General features: G+C 40.4%; 18 protein-coding genes, 1 other RNA gene and 1 pseudogene. 17 read left to right on the forward strand and 3 right to left on the reverse strand.

What is annotated here, in order from left to right; genetic code table 11:
- Window positions 1–135 precede the first annotated feature (135 nt).
- The 4 genes from AC5O63_RS00005 (at window position 136) to AC5O63_RS00020 (ending at window position 2,519) form a co-directional block, all read left to right on the forward strand.
- Window positions 136–456, forward strand: coding sequence for a hypothetical protein (locus tag AC5O63_RS00005; RefSeq protein ID WP_494503435.1), 321 nt, complete (start codon window positions 136–138; stop codon window positions 454–456).
- A 40-nt stretch (window positions 457–496) separates the two neighbouring features.
- On the forward strand, window positions 497–856 hold the full coding sequence (locus tag AC5O63_RS00010; RefSeq protein WP_239824577.1) for a DUF805 domain-containing protein: 360 nt from the start codon (window positions 497–499) through the stop codon (window positions 854–856).
- Between the two features lie 730 nt (window positions 857–1,586).
- The gene (locus AC5O63_RS00015; RefSeq protein ID WP_494503436.1) at window positions 1,587–2,006 is read left to right on the forward strand and encodes a hypothetical protein; all 420 of its coding nucleotides are present in this window, start codon (window positions 1,587–1,589) and stop codon (window positions 2,004–2,006) included.
- Between the two features lie 147 nt (window positions 2,007–2,153).
- Window positions 2,154–2,519, forward strand: a complete 366-nt coding sequence (locus AC5O63_RS00020) for a hypothetical protein (protein WP_494503437.1) — start codon at window positions 2,154–2,156, stop codon at window positions 2,517–2,519.
- 136 nt (window positions 2,520–2,655) lie between these two features.
- On the opposite strand, the gene AC5O63_RS00025 is transcribed toward AC5O63_RS00020, so the two are convergent.
- Together AC5O63_RS00025 and AC5O63_RS00030 are read right to left on the reverse strand one after the other, a co-directional pair.
- A complete protein-coding gene (locus tag AC5O63_RS00025; RefSeq protein ID WP_494504549.1) occupies window positions 2,656–2,973 on the reverse strand; it encodes an SH3 domain-containing protein in 318 nt (105 codons plus the stop codon).
- A gap of 198 nt (window positions 2,974–3,171) precedes the next feature.
- Window positions 3,172–3,411, reverse strand: a pseudogene (locus AC5O63_RS00030) (DUF1289 domain-containing protein); the annotation flags it as partial.
- Between the two features lie 236 nt (window positions 3,412–3,647).
- Between AC5O63_RS00030 and AC5O63_RS00035 the strand changes: the two are divergent.
- The 3 genes from AC5O63_RS00035 to AC5O63_RS00045 all read left to right on the forward strand — a co-directional run bounded on the left by AC5O63_RS00035 (window position 3,648) and on the right by AC5O63_RS00045 (window position 6,400).
- Entirely contained in the window at window positions 3,648–4,118 is a 471-nt protein-coding gene (locus AC5O63_RS00035) for a hypothetical protein (protein ID WP_494503438.1), read from the forward strand.
- A 143-nt stretch (window positions 4,119–4,261) separates the two neighbouring features.
- Window positions 4,262–4,597, forward strand: a complete 336-nt coding sequence (locus AC5O63_RS00040; protein WP_494503439.1) for a hypothetical protein — start codon at window positions 4,262–4,264, stop codon at window positions 4,595–4,597.
- A 1,308-nt stretch (window positions 4,598–5,905) separates the two neighbouring features.
- Window positions 5,906–6,400 (forward strand): GNAT family N-acetyltransferase, encoded by a 495-nt coding sequence (locus tag AC5O63_RS00045; protein WP_494503440.1) that lies wholly within the window; start codon window positions 5,906–5,908, stop codon window positions 6,398–6,400.
- A 698-nt stretch (window positions 6,401–7,098) separates the two neighbouring features.
- On the opposite strand, the gene AC5O63_RS00050 is transcribed toward AC5O63_RS00045, so the two are convergent.
- Window positions 7,099–7,701, reverse strand: a complete 603-nt coding sequence (locus tag AC5O63_RS00050; protein WP_494503441.1) for a hypothetical protein — start codon at window positions 7,699–7,701, stop codon at window positions 7,099–7,101.
- A 283-nt stretch (window positions 7,702–7,984) separates the two neighbouring features.
- On the opposite strand from AC5O63_RS00050, the gene AC5O63_RS00055 reads away from it, so the two are divergent.
- From AC5O63_RS00055 to AC5O63_RS00100, 10 genes are all read left to right on the forward strand, one after another.
- Window positions 7,985–8,350, forward strand: coding sequence for a 4-fold beta flower protein (locus AC5O63_RS00055; protein WP_494503442.1), 366 nt, complete (start codon window positions 7,985–7,987; stop codon window positions 8,348–8,350).
- Window positions 8,351–8,523: 173 nt separating this feature from the next.
- Window positions 8,524–8,584, forward strand: an RNA gene (locus AC5O63_RS00060) — hammerhead ribozyme type II.
- 417 nt (window positions 8,585–9,001) lie between these two features.
- Complete coding sequence (locus AC5O63_RS00065) at window positions 9,002–9,355, forward strand: hypothetical protein (protein ID WP_494503443.1); 354 nt, start codon at window positions 9,002–9,004, stop codon at window positions 9,353–9,355.
- Window positions 9,356–10,312: 957 nt separating this feature from the next.
- Window positions 10,313–10,474: a hypothetical protein gene (locus AC5O63_RS00070; protein ID WP_494503444.1), complete on the forward strand. Its 162-nt coding sequence runs from the start codon at window positions 10,313–10,315 to the stop codon at window positions 10,472–10,474.
- A 20-nt stretch (window positions 10,475–10,494) separates the two neighbouring features.
- Entirely contained in the window at window positions 10,495–11,376 is an 882-nt protein-coding gene (locus tag AC5O63_RS00075; protein WP_494503445.1) for a hypothetical protein, read from the forward strand.
- A 169-nt stretch (window positions 11,377–11,545) separates the two neighbouring features.
- Window positions 11,546–12,160 (forward strand): hypothetical protein, encoded by a 615-nt coding sequence (locus AC5O63_RS00080; RefSeq protein WP_494503446.1) that lies wholly within the window; start codon window positions 11,546–11,548, stop codon window positions 12,158–12,160.
- A 395-nt stretch (window positions 12,161–12,555) separates the two neighbouring features.
- Window positions 12,556–12,774, forward strand: a complete 219-nt coding sequence (locus tag AC5O63_RS00085) for a hypothetical protein (RefSeq protein ID WP_494503447.1) — start codon at window positions 12,556–12,558, stop codon at window positions 12,772–12,774.
- A 12-nt stretch (window positions 12,775–12,786) separates the two neighbouring features.
- Entirely contained in the window at window positions 12,787–13,215 is a 429-nt protein-coding gene (locus tag AC5O63_RS00090; RefSeq protein ID WP_494503448.1) for an ester cyclase, read from the forward strand.
- A 140-nt stretch (window positions 13,216–13,355) separates the two neighbouring features.
- Window positions 13,356–13,850: a hypothetical protein gene (locus tag AC5O63_RS00095; protein WP_171748338.1), complete on the forward strand. Its 495-nt coding sequence runs from the start codon at window positions 13,356–13,358 to the stop codon at window positions 13,848–13,850.
- Window positions 13,851–13,995: 145 nt separating this feature from the next.
- Window positions 13,996–14,472: a hypothetical protein gene (locus AC5O63_RS00100; RefSeq protein ID WP_494503449.1), complete on the forward strand. Its 477-nt coding sequence runs from the start codon at window positions 13,996–13,998 to the stop codon at window positions 14,470–14,472.
- Window positions 14,473–14,690: the final 218 nt, after the last annotated feature.

Raw genomic sequence — 14,690 nt, forward strand, 5'->3', positions numbered from 1 at the left:
GTTTAAGAGTGATTCGCAACGCGTGGCATTTTTACTATGCGTTGATTTTAGTGATTAAGGTGGTTTGCAGCGGCTTCTGTATTGCGTTGCTCACACCTTAACAGGGCGTTAGGCAAAATTTCCTTAGGATCTTCAATGACAATTTTGAAAATAACTTTAAGTTCGCTTTTGTTTATTAGTATTGCAGCATGTTCGCCTTTTGAAGCGTTTCAAGATATGGACAATAAAGAAAAGCAGTTTAATGAGTTAAGCGTCAAGAGGCTCGGTGCTAAGGCGGAAACAAGTTGGAATATCCATAATGGTGAATTAACTGGTATTACGGTTGTTTACCAAGATAGCTCGTTAAATAACGTGACAGTAAGCAAACTAGAAAGTGAAGTAAAATCAATGATCAAAACCGTTTATGGTGACGAATCGTATGCAATAAGTGTTGCAATTAGCTTAGGTGGTGAATAAGTTTCTAACAACGGTGTTTATAACTAACAGAGGAAATAAAATGGATTGGTATTTGGCTGTTTTAAAGAAGTATGCAGTTTTTAGTGGAAGGGCTAGACGAAAGGAATACTGGATGTTCTTTTTGTTTAACCTCATTTTTTCTTTCATCTTGGGTCTTGCTGATGGCTTCTTAGGTACTGCATTTATCGGTACTATTTACGGGTTGGCAGTTTTAATTCCAGGCATAGCTGTTACTGTTCGTAGGCTGCACGATATTGGTCGCACAGGCTGGTGGGTTTTAATTGGGCTGATCCCATTAATTGGATTGATAGTGCTTATCATATTCGCAGCAACTGACGGAAACGAAGGAAGTAATGAATACGGTTCCAATCCCAAGGAACCGGGCGAAACATTTGCCTAACAATAAATTCAAGTAGATTCGCAACGCTTGGTACTCTCGGTTTGAATCAGTATAGGTGTTTACGGCACAATGGTTTAGGTAAGGTGGTAGCGTTGCTCACTACTTAATTGGGCGTTATATGCACAAGAGGTTCGTACTTACATTATCGTCGTTCTAACCTGCTTAATTAAAATCAAATAGCTAATTATTCCACCGAAGACGGGGAAGCCTAGTGAGAGGAATAGTATCGTTCCTTTTCTCTCTACTTCACTGTGAGCTAGTACGATTATTAGCGGCAATAACCAAGTAATGACTGCAGATATGAAAAAAGATACGCCTAAAATTATAAATGCCATTTCATTGTGAACGCCTGAATAGTTGACTACAAAACTTATTATCAACATGACCCAAAATAGAACAATAGATTGTTTAAGTAACGTCAGCATCTTCATTAGCATTAGTTTGAAATCCTTAATCGAGCAATAATTGTGCTCAATGTAAGCTTTTGTTTAATTGAAATCTAGCGTTGTTCCATTACAGGTATGGAAGTGTGATGTTTAAGGCGTGCATATAACAATAAATTTAAGAGTGATTCACAACGCTTGGTGCTCTCACTTCATGTCAGTTGAGTGTTTATGGCACAATGCTTTAGGTAAGGTGTTTGCGTTGTTCACACCTTAATTTGGCGTTAGGCAAATTCACACTCATTTCTCATGCTAAGCTTAAAGTTATTGAGCTTAGGTTCATGTAAATGGATAACCAAAAATTACTCAAAGAAAATGGTCTGAACGTTGCCTTCGCAGCTTTAGTCGTGGCGATAGCGCTAAAAATGACCAGCAACGGTTGGGGGACGGTGTTTATCTTCTATCGGCTTTTCCCAATTTGGATAGCTCTTGCAATATTTCACCTTGTCACGCATTACTGGGTTGACTACCAAGAAAGGGAACTAAATTCGTGTATTGGGGGGCTTTCGAATGCTTTATTAATACTGTTCCCAATATTTTTCTCAGATTCAGGCGAGTTTGGTTCAACGCATTCTTTGGTTTCAGTTCCTGGCTTAACACACCAAAGTCATAATATGCTGGCTTTTACATGTGTAGTTTTAGTTGTTGTTTTGGACATTTTCTTATGGCTGAGAACACGAGATAAACGAAGAAACTGGAAATGGTAAAAATTTGCCTAACAAACTGTTCAAGAGGGATTCGCAACGCGTGGCATTTTCATCATGCGTTGGTTTTAGTGTTTAAGGCGGTATGCGGCGACTTCGGTATTGCGTTGCTCACCCCTTAACAGGGCGTTATACGCATAGGAGAAAATTGTGCTCAAAAATACATTAGTTTTACTTCTTTTACTCTGGAGTAATTTTGTTATGTCTAATAATTACAATTCTCAAGACTTGTTAGTCTTCATATACGAAAATGTAACTGTTGACGCACCGGAAGGTTGGCAACATATAATCGCAAAATACTCAGTGACAACGAATGATGGACGTACTCAAAAACAGTCATTGTACGAAGCCAAGCTCACTGACAACGAATGGATTAAATTCCAAACAAACAATGTTTTTGGTCCACCTAATGCAGCGCATGAGTTAATGAAATTAAACGCTAAGGACGGTAATACACCAGAAGTTGTAACTGTGTTCATCAGATCTGATGGGACCGTTGCATACGAGTTCGAGTAATGCGTATAACAAAGCGTTTAAGACGGATTCCCAACGCTCGGCAGTTTTGGTTTGATTCGGCTTTAGTGTTTACGGCACAATGGTTTAGGTTTGGTGGTCTGCGTTGCTCACCACTTAACGCGGCGTTAACTGTATTTTAATTAACCATATAATTAAGCTTTTTGGTATATCGCCGATATATCCAACCGGTTAAAACTTCATCATCTATTACAACTCGCACGTAAAGCCAGCTGTTGTGCGTGCTATCTATTACTTCTACTACATCGCCAATATTTAGGAGCCCCAATGTGTTGTGCTTTTTGGCTGGCCCTTCACGAAAATTAAGGTTGTCTCCGATAATGACTCGTAAGTTTTTCTGCGTGTTGTCGAATGTTTGTTTCCTAACCTCACTTTTAATTTCTCTGCTAGTAGATGCCTTTAAAAAAAGTTCTCGGACAAAGTCTGACTGCTCCATATAAACCGTAGCAATACACGAAACGAAAAAAGGTAAGAAAAAGTTTTTCAGTAGCCACAATATCGTATCAAGAGCTTTGTCTGACAGGCTAGCTGCACTTTTACCTTGAAAGATTGTTTTATCCAGCTCTTCCCTAACATCAGAATCAATCTCAACCTTGCCTTGATCTACAATGTCTTTTAGCTGGCTGAATAAATCATCATTTTGAGCTTCAAATGTTTGTTCATCATTATCTTTATAGTGTTTCCCACTCCTAATTTTCCGCAAATACCTTTGGCGGCATTGCTCGATAACTTGAAGCTTCCTTTCGTTAGTTAAGTTGAGCCAGTTAAACCTTTCTTCTCTTTTCCTCATACAACCTTTGCAGTAGCCTTTTTCATCTACTGTGCAAATACCTACGCAAGGGCTTGGGACTGCGAAAAAAGATAGCTGTTCCATATGAGCACTTTTTAGTTTTTAATAGTGCTAATCATACCGTTGCCTATTCAATATGCACCCTTTTTGTGATGGAGGTGCAATACAGTTAACAAAGCGTTTAAGACGGATTCACAACGCTTGGCGATTTCAGTTCAAGTTTGCTTAAGTGTTTAAGGTACAACGGTTTAGGTTTGGTGATTGTCGTTGCTCACCACTTAACGCGGCGTTATACAAATACAGCACATCATGGAGGATGTATGACAGAAACTACGATTATTTCCCTAGCAATATTAGCTGGTGTTTTCATGCTAATGGCTCTCACGATTTATAAACACAATATAGAACAAGCAATCAAACTTTGGTCGGTGATGGGCTCTTTGACTGGAGTGGCTTTCGGTGCCATGACGACGTATTACTTTACCAAACAAGCTACACAAGGTGAGTTGGAATCGTTACAAGCTCAAGTTACTCAAAAACGGAATGAACTATCTTATGTAGCCGAAAGAGCAAAGAATATAGATAAACTCTTGCCTTCTGTTAATAATGTAGCTCCAATCATAGCCCCTTCTTTCACAGATCCAACTTGGATGCCTATTTCAGATGATCCCAAGTTTGTAACCGAAGAACCAAACTGGCTCACTCCAAAACGTCTAGAGGCGCTAAATGAAATCAATATAGAGCTCAAAAGTATTGAAAGAGTCGTTGAGTCTGGACAGATTTATAAGTGATTTGTATAACAATCTGCTTAAGGCGGACTATCAACGCTCGGCAATTTTGGTTCTAGTCTGGTTCAGCGTTTACGACGGTTAGGTTTAGTATGATGGTATGCGTTGCTAGCCACTTAGCAGGGCGTTATGTAAATGGGAGAATTATGGCGTTTACGGAATCAGATAAAGAGATCGTGGAGATCCTTAAAGGTCAAAAAGGTAAAAAAAGTAAGCTTATAGACCCAGATGAGCTTTTAAGAAGGTTTTTCTTGAAAGCATTCTTCTTTATGTCTCTATTGGGGTTACTTGGAGTCGTTGTTTTGGACTTTAAGGGAGCTGAAGATGTTGGAAGTGTCGCAGATATTTCAGCGATGTTCTTTGCACTATTTTTTGGTTGCTTAACTCTCTATATAAACTCAAAGTCTGAAAACTTCAGCGTATTGACCGCTTTGTTTACAATTGCATCTTTGTTACTGGGCTACTATCTCGGTAGCCGATAATATTTACATAACAATAAATTTAAGCAGATTCGTAACGCTTGGCATTTTTAGTTTGAATCGGCTGAAGTGATTACGGCACAATGGTTTAGGTGGGTGGTAGCGTTACTCACTACTTAATTTGGCGTTATGTTTACTTGAAATTCAAAGGCTTAAAGGTCTTGGGCTTTAGTTCATTGGTCCCTCTGGCAATTCGTCCCTGGTAGACTCAGCAAATCCGCATTGTCGGTCTAAGTTCTTGAATCTCTCACCCCGTAAAACATGCCAATGTTCGTGGGTTGCTTCATTGTCAGGTCGTGGCGGTTGGCCTCTTGTTTAACTGGCTCAAAGTCGCTTTTAGGTTATTAGTCAATTAGCATTTTGGCTTGGCAGTTGCCTCGGCAATTTGCCATTGTCTTTCGCTTTGGTTGGAAGGAAAGGGCGCTTGTTGAAAGTTCGTTGGGTTGCCTCATTGGGCAGGGAAGTGGAATTACACGTTTTTGGCTAATCGCCTTTGGTAGCCAAGTTGGTTCTTACCTTGTGGTTTGCTTCAGAAAACTAGTTAGAAATAGCAGTTCTTTCTCAAGCAAATCATGTGTTTGTGGTAAAACATAACAATAAATTTAAGAGTGATTCACAACGCTCGGCGCTTTCACTTCAAGCCAGTTTAGTGTTTATGGCACAATGCTTTAGGTAGGGTGGTTAGCGTTGTTCACACCTTAATTTGGCGTTATGTTTACGTGTATTTCAAGGGCTTAAAGGTCTTAGGCTGAAGTTCTTTGTCCCTCTGGCAATTCGTCCCTAGTAGACTCAGCAAATCCGCATTGTCGGCCTAAGTTCTTGAATCACTCAGCCCGTAAAACATGTCAATGTTCGCGGGTTGCTTCATTGTCAGGTCTTGGCGGTCGGCTTTTCATTTTACTGGCTCAAAGTCGCTTTTAGGTTCTTAGCCAATTAGCATTTCAGCTTGGCAGTTGCCTCGGCAATTCAACATTGTTTTGCGCTTTGGTTGGAAAGACAGGGTGCTTGTTGTTTCTTGGTCGGGTTGCCTCATTGGGTAGGGAAGTGGACTTACTGGTTTTAGGTTGGTCGCCTTTGGTGGTCAAGTCAGTTCTTACGTTGTGGCTTGGTTCAGAAAACCAGTTAGAAATATCAGTTCTTTCTCAAGTAAATCATGTGTTTGTGGTAAAACATAACAAACAGTTCAAGCAGATTCGTAACGCTCGGCGAGTTTACTATGCGGTGTGTTTGGTGTTTTAGGCGGTTTGCAGAGGCTTGGTCAGTGTGTTACTCACTACTTAACTGGGCGTTAGCATTCTACGTGGAGGATAAATGGAATTGTGCAAAGCTTCAGAAGAAGCACACTGGGAGTTGGCCTCGAATATTTTACTTGAAGTTGTTGAACGGTGTAATGCTCGTAATGTGCCACTGTGGACTAACGATCAAGTACAGATATCCTCACTCAAAAAGTCCTACTCTTTAGATAGTTTGTATTTACTTCAACATGGTGGTGAGTTTGTAGGGTGTGTGTTTATATCCTTTGGGCTTGATGACTTTTGGAAAGATTTGCCAGCACCGTCAAATAGCATGTTTTTCCACAAGCTAGCTATTACCAATTCTTTTAGTTCTAAGGGGTTGGGTTCATTAGCTCTATCTGAAATCCGGTCACTCGCAGAAAGACTAAACTGTGAATGGCTACGGTGTGACTGTCATGGTGATAGAGAGCGTCTGCGTAATTTTTATGAACAGTTTGGTTTTGAGTTTGTTGATAGGCAAGATATGTATGGTTTTGACGTCGCTCGATACCGAATGCTAACAAGTGCTTAAAGTCGGACTGCCAACCTATGGCATTTTTGGTTCGAATTGGCTTTAGTGATTACGGTGGTCTGTTTGAGTGTTGTGCATTGGCAGCCGCTTAAGCAGGCGTTAGGCGACGGGCAGGAAAGTTCTTTGTTCTCATCTTCTTAGTTTCCTTTGACAATTCGTTTTTCTAAGTCGGCAATTCAGGATTGTCTACTCAAATTCTGGAATCTCTCTGGCCGTAAAACATACCAAGGTTCGCGAGTTGCCTCATTGGTTTTCACAGTCGGTTGGTTGTGAATCTCGCGGGCTTAAAGTGTGGAAAGGACAAGTCAATTGAGGCTTTTGTTCTCGCTTTAAGTTTGCAGCTTTACGTCTCGCTTCCTCAAAATCGACTTGATCGCTGAAAGTCTTTATTTCGTGGTTGTTGAAATTTCGGCTGAAACATAGTGGCTTTTATGGTTCTTGAATCACAAAAAGTCAGTGGGTGTTTGGTTGCTCATTTTGTTTCAGGTAATCTGCTTTCAAAACAACTTACACATTGCTAGAAAACTTCGCCTAACAAGGCGTTTAAGACGGATTCACAACGCTTGGCGATTTCAGTTCAATTTAGCTTAAGTGTTTAAGGTACAATGGCTTAGGTTTAGTGGTTTGCGTTGTTCACCACTTAACGCGGCGTTAAGCAAAACGGCTAGCTCGTAAACTAGCCATTTCATGTAGCTAATTTAGTCGTTTTCTTTTTTCCATTCCTCTGCTTCTACTAGCAATTCACGATTAATCGAGCTTACTTCTAGTCTTGATAGGCCAAAAGTTTTTGCTGTATTCGAAAGAAATGATAACTCTTGTTGATTAGGTTCGTCTCGCTCGACGGCGTTAAACATTACTAATCGAGCTGCCATGCGGTAGTAGTGCTCTTCTAATTCGAAGTGCTCAGAAAATTCACTAATGTCTGCGATGGAATCGGGCTCGTCGAAAGCCTCACTAAGCATTTTCTTTAGCTTGCGAGCGGATAGTTCATTGTTTGCGATGAACTCACATGTGAAAGTACCATCTTCATCAAATTTACCATCGATTAGCCCCATTGCGTAGTCTTCAACAAACTGGCTAGCTTCTTCTGAAATAATAGCTACATGACCTAACATTGCTACATCACACATTTCTGCGTAAATATAATTATCTAGTTCATTCTCACTAAGCTCGCCATTTTCGTCTTCATCAAAAATTGAAGAGAATATATTCTTTCCACCTTGAATCAGTTCATTCCGTGTTTTCTCATCTGATAAAACGTTTGTGACAAGATCTGCTGCCAAAGAAGCGAAAAAACTCATGTTGTATAGCCCTAGAATTTAATTTAATGGTATTGTGTGCCATATATTTTGCGCGGTCAAGCGTCTTGTTGTTGCTTAACAAACTGTTTAAGAGTGATTCGCAACGCGTGGCATAATTACTATGCGTTGCGTTTAGTGTTTAAGGTGGTATGCGGTGGCATCGGTATTGCGTTGCTCACACCTTAACAGGGCGTTATGTATGTCGATATAGCATATGCAATATGTTGATTTATTAGTATTAGCCCCCATCTATTAAGTGGTTATTATTTTAGAGGTTTAAATCATGATTGCTTTATTTGACCAAAACTCCAACTTGGTAGGTTGGATGAATCCCGATCAACATATTTTTGATGTAGACATGAATTGGGTGGCTTACATATCTAATGAACATGCTTGGTCTGCACAAACAGGTAATTGGTTAGGCCCAGTTGTTGGATCTACGTGCTTGGATCAAGCAGGGCGACCACTTGCTTGGAACCCTGATTTACCTATCGAAGGAATGGCTCGTCCTATGCGACCTATGCGAGCAATGAGATCTATGAGACCGATGCGCCCAATGAGGCCTATGCGCCCGATGAGACCTATGCGTCCAATGCGTCCAATGGGAGGTTGGTCAGAACTGTCTTGGGAAGCTTGGGCAGCGCAATAACATACATAACAATCTGTTTAAGAGTGATTCGCAACGCGTGGCATTTTTGCTATGCGTTGCGTTTAGTGTTTAAGGTGGTATGCGGAAGCATCGGTATTGCGTTGCTCACACCTTAACAGGGCGTTATATTTCTTTTTAGTTCAGTACGTTATAATGTTAAAACTCAAGTCGAAAGCCGAAACGTGAATACGTCTCTCAGTGGTGGTCTCCTGAGACTGATGATGGCAGCCTCGATTTACTTTGCGTCAAATCCACCTGTTTTTGTGGTGCAGTTTCTCTTAGCGGAAATTGTGGGGTTTTTAACTAGTCAGACTAAGGAGGGAGAGCTTATGGGTATGAAAATTATCAAAAAAATTAGTAGTCAATTTAAGCAACTTTCAAAATGTGTTGCCATGTTTTGGGAGAACCACCGCTCTTTTAAGTTTAACTTACTGATGATCTGGTGAAACTCCGGTGAAAAGAGCAAATTAGTAGGTGCGCAAGCCCAAATTACCTATAGCGCACTGAAATATAACAATAAATTTAAGAGTGATTCACAACGCTCGGCGCTTTCACTTCAAGCAAGTTTCGTGTTTATGGCACAATGCTTTAGGTAAGGTGTTAGCGTTGTTCACACCTTAATTTGGCGTTAGTTTTCTTTTGGAGTTTGCAGTGATAAATATTCCTGATTATTGGTTAGATTTTATATCCAAGAACAATTTGAGCAATAAGTCATTTGAGATCCCAGATGATTTTGATTTGTCTGGGTTAGGTGCTGATTTTAAGGTCTTTGCTCGCTCGGAGATTGACGATGAAACTAGCAATTATTATCCGGGTATTGACGTCGTTAAATCTGGGTACATAGCTGTCGCTTGCTGTTTGTGTGGCTCTGGTGATCCATACTTTATCAATGTGAATGATGGTGAAAATGGGAAGCTATATCGAGTTTATCACGACGATAATTCTATCGATATTGTTGTAAATAATTACAAGGGTATCTTGAAGTTTACTGAACCGGAAAACTAACAAGCTGCTTAAGGCGGACTACCAACGCGGGCACTTTTAGTTCTAATCGGGTATGGTGTTTACGGTGGTGATTTTTAGTATCGTGGTAAGCGTTGCTAGCCACTTAGCAGGGCGTTAGCTAGTATTTGAAGAAACTAAGGGCTTAAGTGCTTATGAATACGGGGCTCTAGCTTCACACTTGATAGTCCTCAGGTACAAACTATCTCGCCAGTGGCACTGTTCGTTAAGTGGTTGAATCAACCAAAGTCAGCATACTGAAGTGGTGCGTCTGTTTAGTTCTTTGGTGTGGCCTCTTGGGTGTTGAAAGATCGGTGTGACAGAATCTGCTTATCGCACTGGGCTTGTAACTTCTTCGAAAGCATTCTCTGCCAAGCATGCTTCATCAATTGTGTTTTGGTTTGAGAGCTGTCCTATGTACATTGTCATTCAAAACCAATAATGTACTTCAAATTAGGAACTTGGGTGAAAATCGCAACTTTCTGCGTAGCAGCTAACAAACTGCTCAAGGCGGACTATCAACGCTCGGCGATTTTGGTTCTAGTCAGGTATAGTGTTTACGGTGGTAAGGTTTAGTATCGTGGTTTGCGTTGCTAGCCACTTAGCAGGGCGTTAGCTAGTGTTTAAAGAAACTAAGGGCTTAAGTGCTCATGAATGCGGGGCTCTGGCTTCACACTTGATGGTCCTTGGGTGCAAACTATCTCGCCAGTGGCACTGTTCGACCAGTGCTTGAATCAACCAAAGTCAGCTTACTGAAGTGGTGTGTCTGTCTAGTTCTTTGGTGCGGCTTCTTGGGTGTTGAAATACTGCCGTGGTTAAATCAGTTTTGCGTACTTGGTAGTTGGCTTCTTCGAACGCATTCTCTGCCAAGCCTATTTCATCAATAGTCTTTTGGTTTTTGAGCTGCCTAATTTACATTGTCATTCGAAACTAATAATGTATTTCAAATTAGGCATTTGGGTGAAAAACTCAACCTTCTTCGTAGCAGCTAACAATCTGCTCAAGACGGACTGCCAACGCGGGGCGATTTTAGTCCAAGTCAGGTGTAGTGTTTACGGTGGTTTAGTTGAGTGCGGTGGTCACGTTGTCAGCCACTTAGCAGGGCGTTATGTATCAATATAAATCAGCAATGAGGCAACTTCATGGCAAAGATCGATTATTCTGAGTTTGATATCGAACTAGAGAAAGAGGTCGATGATAGGGAAGATTTTGATCTAGGTAGCACTCCATACAGCATAGCGAAACGAGTTCAAGAATCTGCTGATAATTTGATTAAAAGGTGCCCAGATGTAGACTGGAATGAAAACCTGATAAGCTTCAAAATTATTGAAAGTATTAGGCATATTTTGTCAACCTATAAAGTTCCGGAGCTCATGGGTGAGTTGACTGACTGCGCATTCGACTTCGAAGCTTACAAACTGACAGGTAATGCGGAAAAATTTCATGGAGACATAGCTTTCATAATCACCAGAAGGTTCTCAAGTTATTCTGCCCCAATTTCTGGAGTAGCTTTCTATGAAGCAAAAGCTTCAAGTAATGACAGACGCAGTGTAAAAAGATTCCCTTCATTTTGCACCCACCAACTAAGAAGATTGGTTACTCATACACCAAAGTTAAACTATTTAATTTATAGCAAGGAAGGTTGTTCGGTTGGACGCGATGATTGGCCTTTTTGGGATGGTAATAGCTTCACTCCGTATAGAGAAGATGTTCATGCGGCAGTTATAGATGCCAATTTTCTAAAACAGAACAGAGACATACAGTTTTCACTGAATACTGTTGGTTTACCATTTGGTACTCATTTTGTTGAGCGTGTATTGTCAGGTAGGGAGCTAGATTACTCGCGTTCTGTTGATAAAACTATACGCCGTTGGCTTAAGTACACTAGAAAATCTTCACCAATTGTTATCTCAGTGTCTATCATTGGCAATTCGGGAGAAAGTTTTGGTACTCAACTTGAACTCCCAGGGTTTGAAAAAATAAATCTCGAGAATCATATTCGTATTTTGGAAAATCATACATAACAAATTGCTTAACAAAGACTCCTAACGCTTGGCGACTTCAGTCGCAACTTCAACTCCGTGTTTATGGCACAATATTTAAGTTAAGTAGCATCGCGTTGTCGCTTGTTAGCAAGGCGTTATGTGGTTACTCAACTGTCAGCGTTAACATCATAAGTAAAGGATGTTTTTTATGCTTAAAGAAATAGATGGAGAGCTCAAACAAATACGAGCATCAAACCTTGATAGACTCCTTAAAGTCGTTGTAACTCAGGAGCTTGAGAAAGTCGAAGATTTCAAGTTTTTATACAGGAAATATGGTGGTCAACCTCTTAATCAAGAGCTACTCGAGAGAGAATGTCCAAGCTGGAATAATAGGTATTTAATCGCTCAAACATTTACTGCAATGACTCTTGAAGCATTTTACTACGATTACTATGTAGAAAAAGAGTCAAAGAACAAGTCAGAGAATGAGCATAAGCAACCTTTAGCTCGTTTTGTCTATTTGGCTGAATCATACTTGAACCAATCGGATGTTGAAAAAAGCGATTTGTACTCTAAATTGCAAGCTCTAAATCTACTTCGTAGGCATTGGGTTCATCATAAAAGTACACAGATCGGAAAGTACTCAAATCCAGAGTCATTTTTCACACCGGGTGAGTGTATTAATCTAATCATTGAAGTTTTATCACTTTTTGAAAAACATGATCAAAGTTACTTGTTATCCTCGATAACAAAGAAATATCTTGTTTCTGTACAAGAGAACGTAAATCATAATATTAATTCGGTAGCGGTCACCACCACATAACAAGGCGTTTAAGGCAGATTCCCAACGCTTGGCATTTTGCATTCTAAGTTGGGGTAAGTGTTTAAGGTGCAATGGTTTAGGCTGGGTGGCTGGCGTTGCTCACTACTTAACGCGGCGTTAATAAGCTGCTGTTAACGAATGGCTTTTATGGTAAGTAGTTGCTCATTTGCAGTTGGGTTAGTTGCCTTAATCCAATGAGTAATGCGCTTTTGGTCTGGCAATTTCTTTGCTGTAAATGCCATTTTAAATCGTTGAAAGCGCTAATATGCCAACAACCACCTTCGCTCTCAAAAGCTCATCGTAGTGGCAATTAACTGTCCGTAACTTCGGTGGGTGGCTCGTTCTTTGTAACCTTTGGTTCAGTATTCGCTGAGTTTGGGTTTCAGGAAAGTAAGGTGCGTCAGCAGCCAGTAAATACAAGGCTGATTCGTTGTGGTGAGTTTAGTGGCTTGTTTGAGTCTCGCGCTTGCGGAAACTACTTTATTAACAAAGCGTTCAAGACGGACTCGCAACGCTGGGCGGTTTTAGTTGCAAATTGTGGTGCGGTGTTTAAGGTGGTTTTATTGAGTTTGGTGGTGCGTTGCTCACCACTTAACGCGGCGTTAGCAGAATAGAAGGAATAATTGATGTCAGTGGAAGAAGTGGTTAGAGGTTTTATTGAACAAGTAAGGTCTGGAAAAAATCCAGACTTAGTTAACAAGTATCTAGCCCCAGTAGTTGTAGCGCATCAGGTTGTTTCCGGAGTCTCGGAAGCAATTGAGAGAACTCCTGAAAACTATCGTGAACACGTTGAAGAATTTCTAGAAGCTTACGGTGCTTTTGACCTCACAATAGAAGAGTTTTTAGTTCAAGGTCAAAAGGTCTACGTACGTTGGCGTCAAGACGGTCGTCATGAGGGAGTCATTTATGGTTATGAACCGACAGGTTTAAAACTTTCTACAGTAGGAAGTGCAGTGTACCGAGTCAGTGAAAGCCAAATAGTGGAATATTGGATTCAGCAAGAGAATCAAGGCTTACGAGAGCAGTTAGAAGCTAACCTTAAGAAATTCAGCTAACAATAAATTTAAGAGTGATTCACAACGCTCGGCGCTTTCACTCCAAGCCAGTTTAGTGTTTATGGCACAATGCGTTAGGTAAGGTGGTAGCGTTGTTCACACCTTAATTTGGCGTTATAGCTATCTCAAGGAGAGGCTCATTGGTAAAAAAGATTAAAGAATATATCGCTGTTACCGTTCTTGTAGTCTTACTTGTATTACTAGTTCTGACTTCTGTTCTTTTATTGGATCAAGGGGATACAGTAGAGAATGAGCAGACAATAACAGGCAGCATATTGCAACTGAAATTTCACCCAGGTTCAAGACATGTAGATCCTTATTATGAGTTGATGGTGGGTACTGATGGCAGTAAAAGGTACATAGCTGGTCGATATTATAAAGATGTTGAACACTTATTTAACCCTTACCAAGGTGCTAAGTTGGCTTTTCGGGATGTTGAGGTTTATTACATTGAATCAGAGTTGTTCGACGATAAGTATACTGTTACAAAAATAATGCATCAGGGAGACTTGATTTACGACAGACATTACTCACCGCCGTCTGATTGGAAAAGTAATATCTCCTCTATCATGGGAGTACTATTAGTGCTCTTTTTATTATCGCGGCTAATTGAATATCTGCGGTCGTTAGAATAGCTATAACAATCAATTTAAGAGGGATTCACAACGCTTGGCACTTTTGCTTCTACTTCAAATTTAGTGCTTATGGTACAATGCGTTAGGTTTGGGTGGAGGCGTTGTTCACCCCTTAATTGGGCGTTATGAGTACACAGGAGTTTAAGTGGCTGTATATTTAGATTCAATAAAAGTTGCACCTAGAAGAGATCTTCTAAAAGTCATAGATGAATATTCAATGTCATCAGATAGTGTCAGTTTAACTGATGATATTCGCTTCAAGCTTGTAGAAATATTGCCATTGGGTTCGGTACCTGAAGATAGTTTCGCAGAAAACGATATCGCTCTAGCTGTTCGTGTGCCATTTCATCGAAGAGGGACGTTATTGTTTGGCTTCGGAGCAATCTTAGGTTGGCGTCCTCTAGTAACAATCGAGCTTGATGTTATTTCTTTGGCTAGCGGTGAGACAATTGAAACATTGCGTTCAACAAACAAGCTTTGTTGGAGCGGATATATTAGAGGTCTCCTACGTTTGAACTCAATCATTCATATTAAACCAGAATTCGGGTTTACAGACCTTGAACCACTTATAGAACAGTCTGTATTGAGCCTTTTGAAGGAGATTCAAACTAAGTACTCATAACAATCTGCTTAAGACGGACTGCCAACGCTCGGCGAATTTACTTCAAAGTTTGCTCTGTGTTTACGGTGTCTTGTTTACGTTTTGTGGTATGTTGTCAGCCACTTAGCAGGGCGTTATGTTTCCGAGTATCCCACGTTTAGTAGACACTTTAGTAAGTTTAACTTCTATGGACTTAGTATGTATTTAACTGCATAATTCGGTTAAAAAATATTAGGCTT

Source organism: Vibrio sp. SCP2 (assembly GCF_059295395.1).

Excerpts from the sequence above, each read along its gene's own strand:
- AC5O63_RS00005 (WP_494503435.1), top strand. The coding sequence starts at position 136 with ATGACAATTTTGAAAATAACTTTAAGTTCGCTTTTGTTTATTAGTATT.
- AC5O63_RS00010 (WP_239824577.1), top strand. The coding sequence starts at position 497 with ATGGATTGGTATTTGGCTGTTTTAAAGAAGTATGCAGTTTTTAGTGGA.
- AC5O63_RS00015 (WP_494503436.1), top strand. The coding sequence starts at position 1,587 with ATGGATAACCAAAAATTACTCAAAGAAAATGGTCTGAACGTTGCCTTC.
- AC5O63_RS00025 (WP_494504549.1), bottom strand. The coding sequence starts at position 2,973 with ATGGAGCAGTCAGACTTTGTCCGAGAACTTTTTTTAAAGGCATCTACT.
- AC5O63_RS00035 (WP_494503438.1), top strand. The coding sequence starts at position 3,648 with ATGACAGAAACTACGATTATTTCCCTAGCAATATTAGCTGGTGTTTTC.
- AC5O63_RS00040 (WP_494503439.1), top strand. The coding sequence starts at position 4,262 with ATGGCGTTTACGGAATCAGATAAAGAGATCGTGGAGATCCTTAAAGGT.
- AC5O63_RS00045 (WP_494503440.1), top strand. The coding sequence starts at position 5,906 with ATGGAATTGTGCAAAGCTTCAGAAGAAGCACACTGGGAGTTGGCCTCG.
- AC5O63_RS00050 (WP_494503441.1), bottom strand. The coding sequence starts at position 7,701 with ATGAGTTTTTTCGCTTCTTTGGCAGCAGATCTTGTCACAAACGTTTTA.
- AC5O63_RS00055 (WP_494503442.1), top strand. The coding sequence starts at position 7,985 with ATGATTGCTTTATTTGACCAAAACTCCAACTTGGTAGGTTGGATGAAT.
- AC5O63_RS00075 (WP_494503445.1), top strand. The coding sequence starts at position 10,495 with ATGGCAAAGATCGATTATTCTGAGTTTGATATCGAACTAGAGAAAGAG.
- AC5O63_RS00080 (WP_494503446.1), top strand. The coding sequence starts at position 11,546 with ATGCTTAAAGAAATAGATGGAGAGCTCAAACAAATACGAGCATCAAAC.
- AC5O63_RS00090 (WP_494503448.1), top strand. The coding sequence starts at position 12,787 with ATGTCAGTGGAAGAAGTGGTTAGAGGTTTTATTGAACAAGTAAGGTCT.